Annotated in this window: 14 protein-coding genes; 7 read left to right on the top strand and 7 right to left on the bottom strand. The window is 64.4% G+C overall.

Going from position 1 to position 18550, the window contains the following annotated elements:
* Window positions 1-5 precede the first annotated feature (5 nt).
* The 3 genes from QMG52_RS16345 to QMG52_RS16335 are packed head-to-tail and all read left to right on the top strand — an operon-like array spanning window position 6 to window position 3635.
* Window positions 6-1595: a phosphoribosyltransferase domain-containing protein gene (locus tag QMG52_RS16345; protein ID WP_283561481.1), complete on the top strand. Its 1590-nt coding sequence runs from the start codon at window positions 6-8 to the stop codon at window positions 1593-1595.
* Window positions 1579-2781, top strand: a complete 1203-nt coding sequence (locus QMG52_RS16340; protein WP_283561480.1) for a cysteine protease StiP family protein — start codon at window positions 1579-1581, stop codon at window positions 2779-2781. Before QMG52_RS16345 ends, QMG52_RS16340 begins: the two co-directional genes overlap by 17 nt.
* A 26-nt stretch (window positions 2782-2807) precedes the next feature.
* Window positions 2808-3635 carry an HAD family hydrolase gene (locus QMG52_RS16335; protein WP_283561479.1) on the top strand — a complete coding sequence of 276 codons (828 nt, stop codon included), beginning with the start codon at window positions 2808-2810 and terminating at the stop codon, window positions 3633-3635.
* A gap of 71 nt (window positions 3636-3706) precedes the next feature.
* On the opposite strand, the gene QMG52_RS16330 is transcribed toward QMG52_RS16335, so the two are convergent.
* From QMG52_RS16330 to QMG52_RS16310, 5 genes are read right to left on the bottom strand one after another with little or no spacing between them, the layout of a single operon-like run.
* The gene (locus QMG52_RS16330) at window positions 3707-5671 is read right to left on the bottom strand and encodes a matrixin family metalloprotease (protein ID WP_283561478.1); all 1965 of its coding nucleotides are present in this window, start codon (window positions 5669-5671) and stop codon (window positions 3707-3709) included.
* Window positions 5672-5695: 24 nt separating this feature from the next.
* Window positions 5696-8386 (bottom strand): helix-turn-helix transcriptional regulator, encoded by a 2691-nt coding sequence (locus QMG52_RS16325; RefSeq protein WP_283561477.1) that lies wholly within the window; start codon window positions 8384-8386, stop codon window positions 5696-5698.
* Between the two features lie 56 nt (window positions 8387-8442).
* Window positions 8443-10023, bottom strand: coding sequence for an APC family permease (locus tag QMG52_RS16320; RefSeq protein ID WP_283561476.1), 1581 nt, complete (start codon window positions 10021-10023; stop codon window positions 8443-8445).
* The gene (locus QMG52_RS16315) at window positions 10020-10919 is read right to left on the bottom strand and encodes a universal stress protein (protein ID WP_283561475.1); all 900 of its coding nucleotides are present in this window, start codon (window positions 10917-10919) and stop codon (window positions 10020-10022) included. The genes QMG52_RS16320 and QMG52_RS16315 overlap by 4 nt, the downstream gene beginning before the upstream one ends.
* Window positions 10919-12394 carry a flavin monoamine oxidase family protein gene (locus QMG52_RS16310; protein ID WP_283561527.1) on the bottom strand — a complete coding sequence of 492 codons (1476 nt, stop codon included), beginning with the start codon at window positions 12392-12394 and terminating at the stop codon, window positions 10919-10921. Before QMG52_RS16310 ends, QMG52_RS16315 begins: the two co-directional genes overlap by 1 nt.
* Window positions 12395-12612: 218 nt before the next feature.
* On the opposite strand from QMG52_RS16310, the gene QMG52_RS16305 reads away from it, so the two are divergent.
* Both QMG52_RS16305 and QMG52_RS16300 read left to right on the top strand, forming a co-directional pair.
* Complete coding sequence (locus tag QMG52_RS16305; RefSeq protein ID WP_283561473.1) at window positions 12613-13389, top strand: TetR/AcrR family transcriptional regulator; 777 nt, start codon at window positions 12613-12615, stop codon at window positions 13387-13389.
* Window positions 13379-13819 (top strand): hypothetical protein, encoded by a 441-nt coding sequence (locus QMG52_RS16300; protein WP_283561470.1) that lies wholly within the window; start codon window positions 13379-13381, stop codon window positions 13817-13819. The genes QMG52_RS16305 and QMG52_RS16300 overlap by 11 nt, the downstream gene beginning before the upstream one ends.
* A gap of 5 nt (window positions 13820-13824) precedes the next feature.
* Here the strand turns inward: QMG52_RS16300 and QMG52_RS16295 are convergent, their stop codons facing one another.
* Window positions 13825-14343, bottom strand: coding sequence for a mycothiol transferase (locus tag QMG52_RS16295; RefSeq protein WP_349361745.1), 519 nt, complete (start codon window positions 14341-14343; stop codon window positions 13825-13827).
* A 311-nt stretch (window positions 14344-14654) separates the two neighbouring features.
* Between QMG52_RS16295 and QMG52_RS16290 the strand changes: the two genes are divergently transcribed.
* The gene (locus tag QMG52_RS16290) at window positions 14655-16070 is read left to right on the top strand and encodes a stealth family protein (protein ID WP_434621032.1); all 1416 of its coding nucleotides are present in this window, start codon (window positions 14655-14657) and stop codon (window positions 16068-16070) included.
* A gap of 101 nt (window positions 16071-16171) precedes the next feature.
* Here QMG52_RS16290 and QMG52_RS16285 read toward each other — a convergent pair whose 3' ends face one another.
* Window positions 16172-17116 (bottom strand): phosphodiesterase, encoded by a 945-nt coding sequence (locus QMG52_RS16285; protein WP_283561468.1) that lies wholly within the window; start codon window positions 17114-17116, stop codon window positions 16172-16174.
* A gap of 490 nt (window positions 17117-17606) precedes the next feature.
* Between QMG52_RS16285 and QMG52_RS16280 the strand changes: the two genes are divergently transcribed.
* Complete coding sequence (locus tag QMG52_RS16280; protein WP_283561467.1) at window positions 17607-18446, top strand: amino acid permease; 840 nt, start codon at window positions 17607-17609, stop codon at window positions 18444-18446.
* The last annotated feature ends 104 nt before the right edge of the window (window positions 18447-18550 follow it).

Raw genomic sequence — 18550 nt, 5'->3', positions numbered from 1 at the left:
ATTGCGTGCAGCAGGAGCTTGGCGTCCGGATTGAGTCCGCCGGGGGGAGCCTGATGGAAGTGAAGGATCTGGTGGGGCTTGCCCTGCGCCGGAATCCGAAGCGTGCCCATCTGCTGGTGTCCCGGGTCCTGGCCAAGCATGTGCCCACCGTTCCTTCCCTGGCCATCGCGGCCGGCATGCTGCTCGGGGCGATGGTGGCGGAGCGGCTCGCGGGCCTTGCGGAGCACGGCCCGGCGCTACGCAGCGCGGCGGAAGCTTTAGCGGCCTCACTGCGGTCCGCTGACGGCGAAATACCTGCCACAGGCGACACCTTGACCGGCAGGAGAACCGACGACGGCGCAGCCGGTCCGTCGCGGGAAAAGCCACCGTGGCGGGAAAAGTCAGCGCCGCGGGAAAAGCCAGCGCTGCGGCAACTGCGGGAATCCCTCGCCGCGCTGGCGGCGAACCATCCGGACGTGGTCACGATTGGTTACGCCGAGACGGCGACCGGCCTGGGCCGGCTGGTCGCGGAGGGCATCGGTTCCTACTATATCCACTCCACCCGTCACTTGGCCGCCGGATCCCACTCGGTTGCAGCCTTCGAGGAAGGCCATTCGCACGCGACCTCGCACCGGCTGCTGCCCACCGATGACCGGTGGCTGCGCCCTGGCGGCATCGTTGTCCTGGTCGACGACGAGCTCAGCACTGGCTCGACGATCATCAACACCATCCGCGAACTGCACGGGCTTATGCCACAAAGGGAATATATTGTTGCAGCGCTGGTGGATCTGCGCACAGACGGGGACCGCGAGCGCTTCGACGAGCTGTCCGCTGCGCTTGGTGCGACGATTCGGGTGGCCGCATTGAGCAGCGGGCGGATCAGCCTGAGTGCGGACATTCTGGCCCGCTCCCGGGAATTCATCGCCGCCCTGCCGGCCCCGGTGGCTGCCATGACTACCGGGAAGGAAGTGGCCGAACGCCAGGGCTCCATCTCGTTCTTAAGCATCGGCACGACCGAAATCGCTCCCATCCGCAGCGACAGGTTCGGCAATGAGCCGCCCGCCACGGCCAGCATTGCCCTGCCGGCCGTGGCGGCGATTACGGCGCATATCCGTGCCGACGTCGCGCAGCGCACCGGCGTAGCGAAAATGGCCCAGATGGAAACCACAGCGCAGCGGGATCTTCAGACGTGGCTGCAGGAGGGGATTTTGGTCTTGGGCACCGAGGAGTTCATTTCGCTGCCCCTCGCGGTGGCCGACGCGCTTGACGAGCACTTCCCGGTGAAGTTTTCCACCACCACCCGCTCCCCGATCGTGGCGCTGGACCGGCCGGACTACGCCATCGCCAGCTCCATTGGCTTCGGCAGCCATGACCAGACCGAAGATGGCCCCGGCCCCCGTTTTGCCTACAACCTGTCCCGGGATGGACTCCGCTTCGGTACCATCATCCTGATGCCCGAGCCCGGGACCGATCCGGCTGTGCTTTCCGGAACCGGAAGCATCACCGAGGCGCTGAGCGCTCTTTGCCGTGACGTCGTCGTCGTACTCCTTCCTGCAGCATCCCCCGCCACCGCGGCCAGCAATTTCAGACAAGGACCCCATGCCCCGCACAACTGATCCGACCGGCCAGCAGGAACTGCCCGTCCCGCTTTCCGGACCGGACTTTGGCTCCTACCCGGCCGAGGACGTCCGCTGGCTGCTGACGGACCTGGGGGACGCCAGGCTGGAAGCGCCCACCGGCGAACGGGAGCAGGCCATCCAGAGCGGGGCAGCCAATTATGCCGAATCCCTGCCGGTTGAATACACCCCGAGCGCCGAATATCAGCAGCTCTACCGCGACGCCCTGCAGCGCTCGGGCCGGCGGATCGCGGAGGCAGTGGGCACAGTGACGGACCTGCTGCTGGCCGCCCGGGAACAGCAGCCGGTCCTGGTGTCGCTGGCCCGCGCCGGTACACCGGTGGGAATCCTGATGCGGCGCTGGGCCCGGGAAATCCGCGGCATCGACGTGCCGCACTACACGATGAGCATCGTGCGCGGCGTGGGCGCGGACGAAAACGCCCTGCGCTATCTGGCCGCGCACTACGACCCGGTCCGGATTATTTTCGTGGATGGCTGGACCGGGAAGGGCGCGATTGCCCGCGAGCTCTCCGCTGCGCTCCAGCGCTTTGAGCAGACGGACGGGGTCACCTTCAAGGACGACCTTGCCGTGCTGGCGGACCCGGGCCACTGCGTCGGCCTGTACGGCACGCGCGAGGACTACCTCATTCCCTCGGCCTGCCTGAATTCAACCGTCTCCGGCCTCGTCTCCCGCACGGTGTTCAACCGCCAGCTGATCGGACCGGGAGATTTCCATGGCGCAAAGTTCTACACCGGCCTGCGCGGCAGCGACGTCTCCGGGCAATTCCTGGACACCGTGTGCGGCCACTTCGGCGACGTCCTGGCCGCCGTGGACCGTGGTAGGAAGCTCGCCGCTGCCCAACCATCGCGGGATCGGGCGCCCAGCTGGGCCGGGTGGAAAGCCGTCGAGAGCATCAGCCGGGACTACGGCATCCATAACGTCAACCTGGTGAAGCCGGGTGTCGGCGAGACCACGCGCGTGCTGCTGCGCCGGGTGCCGTGGAAAATACTGATCCGCCCCGAGGCCAGAGCCGAGGTGGCCCACGTGCTGCTGCTGGCCGAACAGCGCGGCGTGCAGGTGGTGGAAGTCCCGGACCTTGCCTACAGCTGCGTGGGACTGATCCACCCGCTGTTCACCAAGGGCGCCACCGGTGCCGACGGCCGCGCAGTCGCGGCCGCGCTGTGACCGGCGGACCCGCGGACGGCCACCCCGTGCCACTGCTCCTGGCCTGCGACCTTGACCGCACGCTGATTTACTCGCCCAAGGCCTTTTGGCTGGACGTGCCGGACGAGCAGGCCCCGCCGATCGTCGTCGTCGAGCTGTACCAGGGCATCCCGATCTCCTTCATGACCCGCACCGCCGAAACGCTGCTGCTGGCGCTCAAAGCGGCGGCGACAGTGGTGCCGGTGACCACGCGGACCGTTGCCCAGTACCGGCGTGTCCGGTTGCCTGGGCCGGAGCCGGAGTATGCCGTGACCACCAACGGCGGCGTTTTGCTTCACCACGGCGAACCGGATACGCACTGGCACGCCTCGATCGCCCGCCGCACCGCAGCCCATTGCGCGCCGCTGCAGACGGTTCAGGCTCTGCTGGCCGATCCCGCGTTTTCCCCTTGGATCCTCAAACTCCGCCATGCCGAGGACCTTTTCATCTACGCAATTGTTGACCGCGAGGCCATGCCCGAGGACTTCGTCGCCGGGCTGGAGCAGCAGTGCCTAGCGTTGGGCTGGACGGTGTCGCTGCAGGGCCGCAAGCTCTACTGCGTGCCACAGCCGGTGACGAAGAGCAGCGCCGTGGCGGAGGTGCAGCGGCGCACCGGCGCCGGCACCGTGATAGCCGCCGGTGACTCGTTGCTGGACCGGCAGATGCTGGCGGAGGCCAGCATCGCCTTCCGGCCAGCCCACGGCGAGCTGGACGACGGCGGCTACCGCAGTGCCAACCTCACGGTTACCAATGCGCGGGGCATCATGGCCGGCGAGGAGCTGCTGCTGCGGATGGGCCGCCTGGTCGAGCAGTGCCAGCTGGTCCGGCAGGGCTGACGGTATCCGGCGCCAACCGCCTCAGGTAAGCCGTCCGGGCACCGGTGGTAGAAAGCGGCTGCCGCGCCGGATTACCCGCTCCACCACGAGGTATAGACACGTCCGTCATTCCCGCAGACAAACACATCCAGGTTGTTGCCGGTCCTGGCCACCGCCGACAGCGGAGCGCCGTTGGGGAAGAATCCGCCGATAGAGCGCCAATTGTCGTTCACGCCGGACCAATCCACCCCCGCATACCACCACGAGGTGTACACCCTGCCGTCATTGCCGCAGACAAACAGATCCAGGTTATTCGGCGTCCGGGAAACCGCTGCAACCGGCGCACCATTGGGGAAGAACCCGCCAATAGAGCGCCAGTTATCGTTCACGCCGGACCAATCCACCCCCGCATACCACCACGAGGTGTACACCCTGCCGTCATTCCCGCAGACAAAAACATCCAGGTTATTCCCGGTCCTGGCCACCGCCGACAGGTGAGCCCCATTCGGGAAGAACCCGCCAATCGAGCGCCAATTATCGTTCACACCGGACCAATCCGCACCCGCGTACCACCACGAGGTGTACACCCTGCCGTCATTCCCGCAGACAAACAGATCCAGATTATTGCCCGTGCGGGCCACTGCCGCAACCGGCGCACCATTGGGGAAGAACCCGCCAATCGAACGCCAATTATCGTTCACGCCGGACCAATCCACCCCCGCATACCACCACGAGGTGTACACCCTGCCGTCATTCCCGCAGACAAAAACATCCAGGTTGTTGCCGGTCCTGGCCACCGCCGAGAGGTGAGCGCCGTTCGGGAAGAACCCGCCAATCGAACGCCAATTATCGTTCACACCGGACCAATCCACCCCCGCATACCACCACGAGGTGTACACCCGGCCGTCATTGCCGCAGACAAACAGATCCAGGTTATTCGGCGTCCGGGAAACGGCGGCAACCGGAGCCCCCGGAGGGAAGAACCCGCCAATCGGCCGCCAGTTGTCCTGCACACCGGACCAATTTTGCCCGCTGGTCCACCATGAGGTGTAAACCCGGCCGTCATTGCCCACGACGAAGAGGTCCAGCTGTCCGGGAAGCCGGGACACGGCGCTCACCGGCGCACCGACGGGGAAGAATCCGCCAAGGGATGCCCAGTTGTCATTGATCCCGGACCAGTCATACCCACCGTAAATCGATCGGATGCCGGCAATGTCATCGGCCGTCAGTTCCCGCCGAGCGCCGCCGTAGTAGGCATACATGACGGAATCCTTGACCTCCGAATGGTTCAGTCCCAGCCCGTGGCCCAACTCATGCAGAGCAACGGTCGGCAAGTCCGTTCCCGCCGGTGGCAGGTTAGTGCTCCAGGTCTCCGCTTCGTCGAAGTGGCAGTCGCCGCCGATCCCGTTGTCTCCGGGGCCCGGAGGATAGAAGCAGTGAGCCAAAATATTGCCGGCGGCGGTTCCCGAGCCGTCGAAGGGGTACCCGTCACCGTGGTCGCCGGCGTAAAAGCCGACCCGGATGTCTCCGTCGCCGCTTCCGCCGGCCTTTTCGGTGATGTGCAACGGCGCGGCCGCTGACCAGCGGTCAAAGGCTCCGCGGATTGTTGAACGTACGTCGGCGACCGGCAGATCGGGGGAAAAATTCGTGTGCGAGTAGGTGACGTTCAGTCCCGGCCATCTGGTGCCGCCCACCACGAATTGGCCCAGTACACTGACGTTGTCCGGCACGCCGCACCGCGGTTGCTTCATCAGCTCCCGTGTTGGCTGGTCCACCTGTCCGGTTTCGGCAAGACCGTAGGTGCGCTGAAACAACCGAATGGCTTCCTCCAGACGGGAATCGAAGCGGGTAGGGTCCGTTGGCGCCTGAGCCACGCCCGGCTGCCACGATGGATATCGTTGCGCCAGTTGTGCATTCGGCAGGTAACCAAACTTTTCAAGATAGTTATAGGTCCGTTGGACATCCGGCCCTGCGTCCCCCGCCTGGACCAGCCCCAGGGGCAGATATGACCTTGAGGATTCGGATTCCGTCCCCTGCTGCACTGAATTCTTCGGCATCTCATCGTCCTTATGGTGTTTGGCCTAGTTAGCCCGGGTGCTCCCACCGTAGGGATGAAGGAGGCTGCCGTCATGAGCAGGACGTTGCTCATTTTCACTGCAGAATATTCCCGCTAACTCCCGCCGGCGGGAAACGGCCAGCTTGTCGTAGATGTGCGCGACGGTGTTGTCGACGGTTCTGATCGAGATAACCAGTTTTCCCGCGATCTGCCGGTTGGTCAGTCCCGCGCCCACGAGCCGCGCAATTTCCGTTTCCCTGCGGGTGAGCAAGGGCGGTTCGTGCAACACGTCAAGTGCCGGGGTCCGGGCCCCCTCACAGAGTGCGGCCCAGCCAAGGGCGCGGCGAGAGGCCTCGGCGCCGGCGCCGGCGCGCCCATCGTGAGCGTGTGCCCGGGATGACTGCGCTGCTGCCTCAGCCGCCAGAAGCATGTAGCCGCAGCTGCTGAATTGATCCGCGACTGCACCAAGCGCCGCGCCGTCGCCGGCAGCGAGCGCAGCAGCATGGCGAACATAGAGACCGGTCAACGGCCCGTCCACCTCGGCAGCAAGCTCGGCGAGCCTGCCATTAGCCTTCCTCGGGGCACCGAACCGTACGGCCTGATGCAGCGCCAGAAGTTCCCAGCCGAACTGCCGGTCCCGTCGTGCCCGTTCCGCGGCCACTAGGGCCAGGGATATGCCGTGTTCAACCTCGCCGCTGGCTACAGCAACCCAGCCGGCCGTTGACCCGCCCCACACATCCAGGGCCCCAAGCCCCGACCACGCATAACCGTTAGCGGACGCGAACGCTGCATCAGCGAGGGACGAATCATTGAGCTGGGCTGCGGCGCGGGCGAGATGGTCCCAGGCAAACCTCATGGTCCATTCCCGATACGGATGGAAATCCTCGCCGGCCACCGCCAGCGCTGTTTGATAGTGCCCGGCGGCGGTCGCCGGCCGGCCTCGGGCAAAGCTTAGTTCGCCTCGCCAGACGCTCCACATCCCCGCTCCGATCCGCCAGCCGGCTTCTACGGCCCTGGCATACGCCGTCTCGATTATTTCCCCGGCCTCGGTCAGGCCACCGGACATAATCAACGCGCCAGCGAGGGCCGACTCCGCCTCGTCCTCGGACATCGACCAGTCGCCGTGGGATGTTCTCCGGTTGAGAGCGACGGCCTGCCGACCGTACTTCAGCGCGTCATTGATGCGGCCTTGCACGGACTTGGCTTCTGCGTAAACCACCCACTTCCGCACCACGGTGGCCGCCGTAGAGCCGGCTCCTTCCTCGGTCACCTCTGCGGCTGCGGCCAAGGCCTCCTCGGGGAGACCTGCGTAGGTCCGGATGTTCCCGCGCTGCACGGCAAGAAGATCACGGTCTTGAACAATCCGGCGCTCGGCACTGTCCAATACCGATTCCGCGTCGGCGGGACGCTTCAATCCGAAGACTAGGTTCCAGGCCCGCGAGGCCGCCAGCTCGGCCCGGTCCCCATCAGGCAGCTCCCGCTGCTCCATCGCGGCCAGTAATGCCTCGGCCGCCGCAGCGCTGCCGCGCAGCACCAGCGTCCGGGCCAGGACGGTTTCGGCGGCCACCCCGCCATTGGCTTTCACTGCAGCAGCGGCCAGCCGGTTGGCCATCTCCAGGTCGAGGGCGGCGAGGGCCCGAATGGCACCCTGGACCAATACGTGTGGCTCGGAAGGGACACCGGTCATCAGGTGCCAGACGGCACGACGCAGGATCTGTTCCCCTCGAACGGCCGGCTCCGCGGAGCGCAGCAGGGTCTGCGCGACTGCGGCCCGCTGGAGCGAAGAGGACAGCCCACGGGCCACCTCGCCGTACAACGGGTGTCCCAGCCGGATCACGATCCCCTCGGGCGTTGCTTCCGAGCGCACCAGCCCGGACGTTTCGGCGGCGCCGATGGTCGGTGAGCGGATGCCCGCCCGCGCTATGGTTTCCACGCCAAGCGGCTCACCGAAGGCAACCAGATCCACCAGACGGCGAACGTCGCGACTCGCTCCGGCAAGCCGCTGAGCGACAAATTCGATCAACCGTGGCTCTGCGGACACGAGGCCCGACCAGCGCCACGTGCCACGGCTTCGCCGAAGTTCCCCGGACTCTATCCCGCCACGCACCAACTCGCGCAGATAGAGGGCGTTTCCCTCACTCAGATGCCAGAGCCCCGCCGCTGAAACGGGATCCAGCGGACCGCCAAGAAGGCAGCCGACGAATTCCTCGGCGCGGAGGCGGGTGAACGGACCAATAGTCATCCGGTCGCCGAGTCCGTCCTTCCAGATCGCAGTGATCGCGTCCGGCGCTTTGTCTCCTGCCCGCACAGTGCTGACGATGAAAGCCGTCCCTGTCACCGCCAGATGGTGGATCAAGGCCGCGGAAGCATCATCGAGCCGCTGAGCGTCATCAACGACGACGACGGGCGGCACCGTTCCGGGCCGGGTGGCCATCCATGCCGCGGTCCGCCGCAGCAACTGGAAGCGGTCCAACCCAGCAACATCCGGCACCAGGTGGCAGACGGCACCGAAAGGTATGGTGGACGCCGAGGCAGTCGCAGCGACCCAAAACGCCGCCCGTCCGAGGCCGGCTGCCTGGTCCAGGACGGCCCGGGCAATCCTGGTCTTACCAACGCCCGCCGCTCCGATGAGAGTAACCGATCGAGCCCCACCGGGAGCCATCGCACGCCAGATTGCAGCCAGTTCCGTCTCCCGGCCTACAAAGTCGTCGCCCATGTCTTAGCCACTCCCGCTGGAGGATCCCAGTCGTCACGCCACCGGATTTCCCCCCACTATACGTCCGGGTCAAACACCTGGCTGGACTTCTCCAGCACCTGTCCCTTGAAGAACGCCGGCTGCACCTTGTACATGATGAACATCAGGACCACCCCCAGCAGCAACACGCCCATTCCGAGGATGAAGACCAGTCCCAACCCGCCGACGTTGGACCCCGAGCCATAGGCCGGATCCATCGAGTCATAGGCCGTCTTAACGAACATGACCAGCAGGATCACACCGCCCGCCAGCGGTGCCAGGAACTTGAACAGGAACGCTCTGATGCCGCGGAAAGCCTCGGCGCGGAAGTACCAGACGCAGGCGAGCGCGGTGATCCCATAGTAAAAGCAAATCATCATGCCCAGCGCCGTGATCGTGTCCCAGAGCGCATTCTCCGACACGGTGCGCGTGATGATGTAAAACGCGGCTGCGGCCACCGCGGAGGCAATGGTGGCGTAGCTCGGTGACTTGTGCGCCGGGCTGATCCGGCCGAACTTCTTCGGCAGCGCCCGGTAGTGCCCCATGGACAGCAGCGTTCGGGCCGGGGAGACGAAGGTGGACTGCAGCGACGCAGCGGAACTGCTCAGGATGGCCAGCGACATCAGGATGGCGAATGGACCCATGACCGGTCCCGCCAGCACAGCAAAGATGCTGGCCTGGTTGTCCGGGTTTCCGGCACCGAGGCCGGTGTCCCCCACACCCGCAAAGGCCAGTGTGGCAAGCGCGACAATCATGTAGATGACCACGATCACCACTACCGTCACGGTAGCGGCCCGTCCGGGCGTCTTTTCCGGGTTTTTGGTCTCTTCATTCATCGTCAGGGTGACGTCCCAGCCCCAGTAGATGAAGATGGACAGCGAAACTCCGGCCGCGAAGGCAGTAAATGAGCCGACGGCGAAGGGATTGAACCAGTCGGGCGTGATGGCCGTGGCATCAAAGGCTGTGCCGTTGGCCACATGGCTGAACGCTGCGACGGCGAACCAGCCCAGCACCAGCAGCTGGAAGGCGACCAGGACGTACTGGAACGTCTTAGTGGTCTCCATACCGCGGTACGAAATCCAGCACGCGAGCGCGATGAACACCAAGGTGGTGGCAATATTCAGCGGAAGGTTGGCCGAGAGGTCAGCGAGGCCGGGGTTTGCGGTGAGCTGGGCGAGCATCAGGTAGAAAAAATCGACGGCGACGGCGGCAAGATTGGAGAGCACAATGATGGTGGCGGAGATCAGGCCCCAGCCGCCCATCCAGCCGATCCAGGGACCGAAGGCCCGGCTGGCCCAGGTGAAGGACGTGCCGGCATCCGGCATCGCGTTGTTGAGCTCGCGGTAGCCCAGCGCCACCAGGAGCATGGGGATGAACCCGACCAGGAAGATCGCAGGCAGATGCACGCCGACCTCCGCAACGGTGGGTCCCAGCGCAGCGGTGAGTGTATAGGCGGGCGCGATGCAGGAAACACCGATGACGACGGCGCCGATCAACCCGACGGAACCGGCCTTCAATCCCTTTTCACTCAGCCCCTTGCCGCCGGACCGTTTTTCGCTGGGCCCTTTTTCGCCGGGCCGTTTTTCGCTGGATTTACTTCGCAGTGCTTCGGCGCTCATTGGTTCACCTCTTCTGACTGAATTGATCCGTGGCGTTGCGCCACCGATTTGTAGCTGCGCGGGACCACGATCATGGGCACCGGAAGACTTCGCAGGATCCGGTTGGCGGTGGAACCAAGGAACAGCGAGTTGTCCCGGGCCAGCCGGCTGGAACCGATCAGCAGCACTTCTGAGTCCTCCCATGCCAAATGGTCCACCGCATCTTCGATGGACCGGCCCTGGGCCACGGCCAGCTCTACGGGCACGCCGTGGAAGACCCGGTCCTTGACGGCTGCGGCAAGCCGCTCGTCCGCGTGCTCCCGGGGGGCCTTCGCCGCCTCTGGTGCCCCGCCGCCGTCGAGCGCCACCAAAGACACTAGGCGCAACGGCAACTTCCGACGGCCGGCGGCAGCCGCCGCAACGTCGAGAACGTCCTGGGCCCCCTCACGCAACCCAATTCCACAGGTTAACCGCGTGATCGGATCCGTTCGGCCATACCCCTGCGGCGCCAGCGCGACGGGTACCGTAGCCGCGTGCAGCAGCGCACTGGCAACGGGACCAATGGTGAACCGTTTGAACAAACCGCGGCTGCCGGCCCCGATCACCAGCAGACCGGCGCCAAATTCCTCCGCCGCGGCGATCAGCACCGAGGCCTCGGATTCGCCCTTGCGGACGTGCGTCTGCGCTGGAACGTCCACAGGGATCAGGGTCAGCGCTTCGGCAAGCCAAAGCTTCGCCTGATCGGTGAGGATGCTCTGGTACCCGGCGGCCGGGGGATGCACCACGTTATACGGCGAATCATCCGGCACCACCAAGACCAGTTCCAGAGAGGCATTCTGGCGCCTGGCCAGGGCGATGGCCAGGTTAACCGCGTCGCGCCCTCTGGCGTTCGCCGAATATCCGACGACGTAGCGCATTAGCTGACCTTCACTGCGGCGGCTGGCCCGGGCGTATTTTGTGCCTGTGCCTGCGCCTGTGCCTGCGCCTCCGCGGCGAGGATCCGGGCGGCGGTGTGCTGGCCCATCCGCACTGCTCCGTCCACATGTTGGTAGCCCTCCGCCGCCAGGTCGGAGGACGACCAGTAGATCGGACCGACGGGCTTGAGCTGATCCGCGCCGTAGCGGTGCAGGCCGCCGAGGTCATAGCTGGTGGCATAGGCGCCGCGGGTCCATTCCTCCGAGCCCCAGTCGGATTCGTAGTACACCACCGGTTCCAGCGCCTTATCCCCGAGGAAGCCGGCCAGGGACTCGGTGATCTTCCGCTTGCGCTCTTCGGCGCCGAGAGTGAAGGCATAGTCGGCCTTTTCGTCCGAGATGAAGCCAACCAGGGTGCCACGCGGATCCTCGTGGTTGGTATTGTCGTAAACCTCCTGGACCAGCGACGAGGCGCTGAAGCCGGTGCCGGAGAGCCCGTCTTCGCGCCAAAACGGGGTTTCGTACACCGCGTGCACCTTAATGACGAGCCCGAGGGATTGGTGCTGGTGCATCTGGTGCTGCCGGCGCGGCAGGGGAGGTTCGAAGGAGACGCGCGAATACAGGTTCGGCGGGACGGCCATGATGGCATAGCGGGCAGTGACCGTGGCCGCATCCGAGAGGGCCGTGACCGTAAACCTTCCGGTGCCGACAGCATCCTCCGTGCCGCGGGCACAGTCTGCACCGCCGTCGTCCGCCGCCCAGCGCAGGGTCCGGACCGGGGAATTAAGGACGACGTCGGCGCCAAGTTCCGCGGCCATCCGTTCCGAGACCTGCTGCATGCCGCCGATCACACGTTTGTCCAGGATGTAATCCTCATCGACGAGGTTACTGAACGAGCCAGCGGAGGCGGCCATCAGCACAGCCTGCAGCGCCGAAAAGGAATGGGCCGGCTTGGTCAGCATGCCGCCGGCAATAAAGAGACCGATGTTGTTGCAGGCCTCCTCATCGGTGGACTGCTGCCGGAGCCAATGATGGAAGGAAATGATGTCCAGCTCGCGGGACCTCGCATGGGCCCACGGCTCGTGGGCACCGATTGCAACGGCGAGGGAATCCAGCAGGTCGATCAGCCTGGCCATCTCCGCCGCCGTGTGCTCACCGACCGGGAACATCTCACCGGTGTAGCGCGAGCGGATGCCGTCCGGGGAGATGTAAACGGACTCGCCGTCGCGGTAGCGGTCAAACGTCTCCAGTCCCAGTTCCTTCAACAGCCCTATCAACGCCGTCTGGTCAGGAGAGACCCATTGCCCGCCGATTTCCAGCGTTGCGCCGTCGATCACGTTCGTCCAGGTACGGCCGCCCACCCGGTCCCGTGCCTCCAGGACCGCCACGCTAAGACCGGCCTTCTTCAGCTCATAGGCTGCCGTCATACCCGAAGGTCCGGCTCCAATAATTACGACGTCGCGTTCCAGATTCCGCATCGCTTCCCCTCCATCGGGCCGATCCGTGACCGGCCGCACTATATGAATGTTGTTCATTTTTATTAGACTCTAACCGGTGCTCGTCATTTTAGGAAGAGCAGCAATGGAATAATTCCAACTGGACAGTTCCAACTAGGTAGCAGGTAACGCACTCAAAACACGAAATGGGTGCACGTGCTGCTACCTAGTTGGGTCGGGAGGGCATAGAGGGGGCAGCATTGGAGAGCGCAACACCGGCGGCTGGGGCAAAGCGGCGTGCCGGCCGGCCGCCGCAGGCCGTTCTCGGCCCGGACCGGATCACTCAGGGGGCACTGCGGCTCATTGCAAAGGTCGGTTACAAGGGCCTGACCATGTCCGCGCTGGCGCACCTGCTGAACGTGGCGCCTTCCGCGCTGTATAACCACGTGAGCTCCAAACGGGGCGTACTGCTCCTGATCGAAGACCATCTCATGGGTGGGGTCGACATTTCCGGCTTCGGCGCCGAACCATGGCATGAGGCCGTACGCCGCTGGGCCTGGTCCTATCGGGACGTCTTTGCGCGGCACACACCGCTCATCCCGGTGATCGCCGTTTTGCCCGTGACCAATGCGCCGCAGACAGTAAAAATGTACGAGGCGGTCACCGCTGGTTTCCTGCAGGCCGGCTGGCCCGAGGAGCGGATCATAGACGCGATTGTGGCGTTGGAATCCTTCATCTTCGGATCCGCATTCGACGTGACGGCTCCGGCCGATATTTTCGACTCCGGGGACCTGGCCGCCGATGCACCACTCTTTACCGCTGCGGTGAGATCCCGCGTTCGCACGCCGTCACGCAAGTCACGCGACAATTCAGGTGGCAGTTCGAGTGACAGCGCCTTTGAGCTGGGTCTCGAGGTGCTCATCGCCGGCATCGGCGTTTCGATGGTGTCCGGCTCTGGTCAGGATGGAGCAGGGTCCAATAGGGTGGGAGGGGTTGCAGATGCGGCCGCCCGAAAAGGAGAGAACCATGGGAATTAATCTCAGCCATGCCGCCCTTCGACTTGTCACCGGGGCCTTCATCCTCAACTCCGGTGTGGGAAAGCTGAAACTGGATGACGAACACGCTGCCGGCCTGCAGTCGATGGCCGGAAAAGCCATTCCTGCGCTGACGAAGCTGCCGCCGGAAAGGTTCGGCAAAATGCTCAGTTTCGGCGAAATCACCGTCGGCTCACTCCTGCTGGCGCCGTTTGTCCCCAGCCGGCTGGCCGGCCTTGCACTCGGTGTTTTCTCGGGCTCGCTGGTCACCATGTATCTCAGGACACCGGGAATGACGGAGCCCGACGGCTTCCGCCCCACCCCGGCGGGTACGGCGCTTGCCAAAGACACCTGGATGCTCGGCATCGCTGCAGCGCTGCTTTTGGACCGCAAGCACAAAGTCGTCAAGGTCGCCAGGCGCGCGGCTGGGTAGACGGCTTACCGCCCGGGCGGCAGGCCTCGGACGTAGGCGGCCTGCCCGACGTGCATCAGGCAGTCCTGGAGCACACTGACCAGCCGCACACCCAGGCTGACCGACGGGTCCCAGGAATCGTCGACGATGCGGTCCAGCGCCGCCTTATCGAGTCCATTAAGGAATTCCAGGGTCTTCGCCTGCACCGCCTGATAGTACTCCTGCAGCAGCGAACCCGACTCGACCTGCACCGCGGACACCTGGTCGTGGCTGTGCCCGTACCCGGTGTCCTCGGGCTGCAGCCCAAAGCCAAAGCGGTCCTTGAACCCGGCGGATATCCACTGCTGGTCTGTCCCGGCCACGTCCGAAAGGTGATCGTCCTGGACCCGGCTTAGGTGCCAGACCAGCCAGGCAACCGAGTTACCCTCGCCGCCGGGACGCCGGTTCAGTTCCGCCGCCCCCAGCCCCTTCAGCACGCCCTCCACCAGGGCGGGGATCCGGCCGAAAGCATCCGCCAGGAGGTCTGTGGGTTCCATATCAGCCATGGTTCCATGGCGGGCCACGGACCACCAGAGGCAGCACGCGATATCATGCTAGTTAACCCCTGAAATTTAACCCCCTACCAGCTAACCCCAGTAGCGCTTGAAGCCCTACAACCGCAGTTTGGAGAATAGCCATTACAGACGTGTCCGCACAGCATGATGTCTACATCGGCAGTCCCGCGCCCGACGACGAACGCGACCTGGTCGAGGAAACCTCGCCCGCCGCCGTCGTCCGTCTGACGAACCGGCCGGACGTCATCCAGTACCAGGGCCGCTACGCCCTGCTCAACGTGGACCGCACGCCCTATCAGGCGATGGTCGAGGATCTGTTGTTCATCCGGGCCGCGCTGGAGGACGCCGGGCTGACGTATCTGTTGGTGCGCGGCAACAATGAGCGGCCGGTCATCTCGGTGGACTGGAAGGGCCGCAAGAAGCTGCGGAAGGCCCTGGCCAAGGCCTGCTTGAACGAGCCGTTCTACGCCATCACGGTCGATGCAAAGAAGAAATCGTCGCTGTTGGTGGCGGACGGCGAGCTGGCCCGCAACCGCAAGGCCCGGATCCTGCGGCTGTACCGTCCACGCGTTGAGCCCGAGGGGGGACTGGTGTACGGGCCGTCGATGGGTGTGCAGATCGAGCTGTGGAGCTTCGAGGGGGAAACCCTGGTGCTGCCGATGGAGAATTCCCTGACCCGGCGGATCCTGCCGAATGCCGAAGCCGTCCGCGGCACGGTGGAACGCTACGGTCACGTCTGGCCGACGATCGAGAACATGTTCGCCGATCATGCCACCGACATCCGTTTCGACATCGATATGGTCTTTTCCTGGGTGGACGGCAGCTCGCCGGAGTACCAGGCGGCGCGCCGCGCCCGAGAGGTCGGCGTCGTCCTCGGTGAGGGCGACGACAACGAAGCCCGCTTCCGGCAGATCGATGAGCTCAAATACGCCCTGCGTTCCATCTATATGTATGCGCCTTGGGTGCGGCGGATTTTTATCGCCACGGATTCGCCGGCTCCCGCGTGGCTGGCCGACCACCCGACCGTAACGATCGTGCGCAGCGAGGAATTTTTTGCGGATCCTTCCGTCTTGCCCACGCACAACTCGCAGGCGGTGGAATGCCAACTGCACCACATTGACGGCCTCGCCGAGCACTTCCTGTATTCCAATGACGACATGTTCTTCGGCCGCCCCGTCAGTCCCGATATGTTTTTCACGCCGGGAGGCATCACCAGATTCATCCAAGCGGACACCCGGATCGGCCTGGGCGAGAACGCGGCCGAGCGCAGCGGCTTTGAAAACGCTGCCCGGGTGAACCGGAAACTTCTTTGGAACCGCTTCGGCCGGATCACCACCCGGCATCTGGAGCACGCGGCGGCTCCCTTGCGCCGCAGCGTCATGGCGGAAATGGAACGCGAATTCCCGACGGAATTTGCGGCGACCGCGGCCAGCACATTCCGGGCGGCGGACAACATCTCCGTGACCAACTCGCTGTACCACTACTACGCGCTGCTCACCGGTCAGGCCGTCACCCAGCGCGACGCCAGAGTGCGTTACATTGACACGACCATGCGTTCGGGCCTGACATATCTGCCGCGGCTGCTGGCCAAACGGAACGCAGACTTCTTCTGTCTCAATGACGGAAGTTTCCCCGAGGTCGCCGCCGAGGAACGCGCCGAACTGGTCACGGACTTCCTGGAAAAGTACTACCCCCTTCGGGCGCCCTGGGAAAAATAGCATCCTCGGACCGCGGAGTGGGTATTTCCGCCCTAAGGCCATCCGCGGAAGGGGCAGGCATCGCCAGTCGACGGCCGGGCGCAATCGAATGCGTGGCGCTCTCAGCTCCGGACCAGCGCCGCGCGCCGCGCTTCAACCCTTGTCCCCGCGCCAGGGGATGGCTCGTGCTCTGGGATGCGGATTCCGGCGGCGGCAAGGCGGCGCTGCGTTTCCTCGGCGCTGACATACTCCCCCACCGTTTCCCCGCCGCCCAGCGGCACTACCGAGTGGACCACCGTGTGCTCATAAACATGGACGAGGTTGAAGGCCTGCGCCGCGTCCCGACCGCGGTGGCTACCGGAAGTCACCGCCAGGTCCTGTGTGTAACAGGTCGCCGATGCCACTGAGACCGGGATACCGGCAAACATCGCCATGGAGGAATAATGCAGATGCCCGGCCAGGATGGTGCGGACGTCGGATCCCCACAGCACGCTGGCCAGCTCGGGCTGGCGGCGCAGTTCCACCAGCACGGACAGATCCTGAATGCACGGGACCGGAGGGTGGTGCAGCGCCAGAATGGTTCCGTCCGGGGCGGGCTCGGCCAGTTCGGCAGCCAGCCATTCCAGCTGTGCAGTGCTGATCTCGCCGTGATGGAAGCCCGGAACCGTCGAGTCCAAAGTGATGATGCGAAGCCCGTTGATGTCGTAGCTGCGGTCCACCGGCGCCGAGTTGGGGCTCTGATCGAGCAGGGAGGAACGGAATTGGGCGCGGTCGTCGTGATTGCCCATCGCCCAGATCACCAGCGCGCCCATTGCCTCGGCCGCCGGTTCCACAATTGCACGCAGCTTGACGTAAGCCTCGGGCTCGCCCTTGTCCGCAAGATCTCCGGTAAATACCACCGCCTCGGGCCGGACACCGGAGGCCCGAACCTCCGCGAAGACCTGACGCAGCCGGGCCTCGCTGTCCACCGCCCCATACAGCCGGCCCGGACCACCCACCAGATGGGTGTCGCTCAGATGAAGTATGAAATGACTCGGCCTGGAATGCTCGGCCTGGATGAGTTCCATCACTACCTTTGTTGGTCGGGTGGAGGATGTTCCCCCAGCTTCCCTCTCACTTAACATCCAACCAGACCCAAGCCAACTTTGGGGAAACTGCGGGAAGCGTGTCATGAACATCACAGTTTCGCATTCCGGGCCGGTAAGCCAATCATGACGTTGGTGTCAGAATTTGCTTGGGCATACACCGCGGCCAGCACAGCTGGTGTAAATGGACGACTTGGGGCACTGGCTCCCTGTTTTCCGAGTGATCTGGTTCTGTGCACCTTAGGCCCCGATACGTAAATTTGAGGCTACACCAGGCGAGGTGATCTGGATCACCCACAGTTAGGCTGTGCGGACCGATGCCTCCCGGTGGACCCTAGCCTGTCGCCTCGTGACGCAGGCACAGAAGTGCACTTCAACGGGTTCCGTCTGAGCATTTGGAGGAAACGTGGACAACGCCGATCCTGGGCAGGCCGAGAATGCCGGCCTTAGCAAGGGGCTTAAAAGCCGACACATGAACCTGATCGCCATAGGGGGGGTCATTGGCGCTGGCCTGTTCGTCGGTAGTGGCGTCGTGATCAGCAACACCGGTCCGGCAGCAATCATCTCCTTCTCCATCGCTGGCCTCATCACCCTGCTCCTGATGCGGATGCTCGCCGAAATGGCCGTAGCCCGCCCCGTCGTTGGGTCCTTCTACGTCTATGCGCGGCAGGCGCTGGGCCAGCGGGCCGGCTTTACCACCGGCTGGATGTACTGGTATTTCTTCGTCATCGTAGTGGCCGTCGAGGCTATTGCGGGCGGGCGGATCATCCAGCTGTGGTTCCCGATGATCCCGCTGTGGATACTCAGCCTGGGCCTGATGCTGCTGCTGAGCGCAACTAACATGATTTCGGCCCGCTCTTTCGGGGAGTTCGAGTACTGGTTCTCCGGCATCAAGGTCGTCGCCATCATTGCGTTCCTGGCTCTCGGCGTGCTGTGGATCACCGGACTGTGGCCCCATTCCACTCCGGGACTAGCCAACCTTATCGACCACGGCGGGTTCACTCCGCTGGGCTGGGGGGCGGTCCTGGCCGCCGTGGTCCCCTGCGTGGCTTTCTATACCGGTGCGGAAATCATCACCATTGCCGCCGCGGAATCGGAAGATCCGCAACTGGCTGTCAAAAAGGCCATGCGCTCGATCGTCGTCCGCGTCGTGACGTTCTATGTTGGGTCAATCTTCGTGGTCGTGACCATCCAGACCTGGGACGCGAAGAGCGTTGGTGTCAGCCCGTACGCGGCGGTGCTGGATGTGATGGGTATTCCGGCCGTAGCCACCATCATGAACTTCATCGTTCTGACCCGGATCCGCGAGTAAGAACTTTTTGACAGGGGTGTGTTAAACCGAACAAGTGCCCCTTGAGCTGGGAAAATAGTAGTTGCGAAGCCAAAATTTTCCAGACAGAGAAGGACACCTGTTCA

This window comes from Paenarthrobacter sp. PH39-S1, assembly GCF_030063245.1.
Classification (GTDB): Bacteria; Actinomycetota; Actinomycetes; order Actinomycetales; family Micrococcaceae; genus Arthrobacter_M.
Note: the sequence above shows the minus strand (reverse complement) of the source record. Positions and strands in the feature narration are given on the sequence as shown.